This window comes from Streptomyces sp. HSW2009 (assembly GCF_040240285.1).
In the GTDB taxonomy this organism is placed as follows: Bacteria; Actinomycetota; Actinomycetes; order Streptomycetales; family Streptomycetaceae; genus Streptomyces.
The window spans coordinates 1-2,048 of the sequence record NZ_JBEHZD010000884.1 but is presented as its reverse complement, the minus strand read 5'-3'; the positions used below and the strand labels follow the sequence as shown (position 1 = coordinate 2,048).

Sequence of the window (2,048 nt, the reverse complement as noted above, 5' to 3'; positions counted from 1 at the left end):
TGATGTGTTTAAGAGACTGGCGCCGGCACGGCCCACGGCGGGCCGCAGCAGGACGATCGACGCGGTGTCGCTGTGGGTCTGTCGCTGTGGGTCTGTCGCTTTGATGCGTGGCTCTGCTGCTTGGTGTGCGGCCCCGTTGCTCTGTGGGCCTGTTGCTCTGTGGACCTGTTGCTCTGTGGCTGGCTGGCCTGCTCTGCGGCTGACCCGTTCCGTGCCTGGGTTGCCTGACGCCTGTGGCGCCATGCGCCTGGGTTGCTCTGTGGCTGACCTGATCTGTGTCTGGCCTGATCTGTGGCTGACCTAATGTGTGGCTGACCTGATGTGGCTGATCCGCTGCGTGCCCGTCGGGCCGGTGCTCGTACAGCCTGGCGCGCGCCCGGCTTCGCCCGGTGCTCGTACGACTTCACCTCCGTACGCCCCTCCGTCCCTACGGCTCCGCGCCCGCCAGTCCACCGCAACCACAGGGACCCACCCCACCCGTACGCCATGGGCCACACCCACCCCGGCGGCAACCGCACCGGCCCACCCGAGCCACCCACACACCCACACCCGCACCCACCCCGCGCGCCGACCACACCCACCCCACACACCCACCGCCTCCACCACACCGGGTGGAATCCACCACCAACGGCACACAAATCGACAGAGCCGCGCGGTTGGACTACAGGGGTGGGCCAACCGCTTCGGCTTTGGCATGATCGCTGCCAGTAAGCCAACCGCTCCGAGCACCGTGCCGCGCAGCAGGGACCGGCGCCCCGAGACCACGCCTCGGAACCGCGCCGCCCGGCCGCCACCACCGCTCGGCGGCCACACCACGTCCACCAGCAACGGGGAGGGGGAGCCCGCCGTGATCCTGACCGTGACGCTCAACGCCGCCCTCGACATCACCTACCGCGTGCCGCGCCTGCGCGCCCACCACAGCCACCGGGTGTCCGAGGTCATCGAGCGCCCTGGCGGCAAGGGCCTGAACGTCGCACGGGTGCTCGCCGCGCTCGACCACCCGTCGATCGCCACCGGCCTGGTCGGCGGCGCGACCGGCGCGGCCGTACGCGACCAACTCGGCGCCTACCCGGGGGTGAGCGACGCGTTCGTCACCGTCGCCGGCACCACCCGGCGCACGGTCGGCGTGGTGGACGCCGCCAGCGGCGACACCACCCAGCTCAACGAGCCGGGGCCACAGGTCACACCGGCCGAGTGGGCGGCGTTCGCGGCCCGCTACACCGAACTGGTCGACGGCGTGACGGCGGTCGCGCTGTGCGGCAGCCTGCCGCCCGGGGTGCCGGTCGGCGCCTACGCCCAGTTGATACGCACCGCGCGCACCGCGGGCGTCCCCGTCCTGCTGGACACCAGTGGCGAGCCACTGCGCCGCGGCATCGCCGCCAGGCCCGACGTCGTCAAGCCGAACGCGGAGGAGCTCGCAGCCCTGACCGGCTCCACCGAACCGGTACGGGCCGCCCGGGACGCCAGGCGCCGGGGCGCGCACGCCGTCGCCGCCTCGCTCGGCCCCGACGGGCTGCTGGCCGTGACCGCCGACGGCGCCTGGCGTGCCAGCCCACCCGGCCGGATCGCGGGCAACCCGACGGGCGCCGGCGACTCGGCCGTCGCCGGCCTGCTCTCCGGCCTCGCCGAGGGGCTGCCCTGGCCGGAGCGGCTGGCCCGGGCGGTGGCGCTGTCGGCGGCGACGGTGCGGGCGCCGGTGGCCGGCGAGTTCGACGCGGCGACGTACGCGGAGTTGCTGCCCCAGATCCGCGTCGAGAGCCACCCGGCAGCGGCATGAGCGAGCGCGCCCGGCCCGGCCGACCCCGGCCGCGCCAGGCGCTCCTGCGACCACGCCCCGCACAGGCCGGACCACGCTGCGCGCCGCCCACCGGGCCGGCCGCCGCCTCCCCCACGCGTGCGGGCCGCCCCTTCGCGGGCCGGCCCCGCACCTCCGCGCCCCAGTGTCTTATATATATCATTCCCACCTCCGCGCCCACGAGGAGGGCGGTTGGCGGGGTGTGGGTGATAAAAAAAAAAGGGGGGGGGGGGGGGGGGGGGGGGGGGGGGGG

General features: G+C 74.3%; 1 protein-coding gene. It reads left to right on the top strand.

Annotated features, from left to right (window positions below; genetic code table 11):
• The first annotated feature begins 847 nt into the window (after positions 1-847).
• Entirely contained in the window at positions 848-1,777 is a 930-nt protein-coding gene (locus AAHZ94_RS33210; protein WP_349997422.1) for a 1-phosphofructokinase family hexose kinase, read from the top strand.
• Positions 1,778-2,048: the final 271 nt, after the last annotated feature.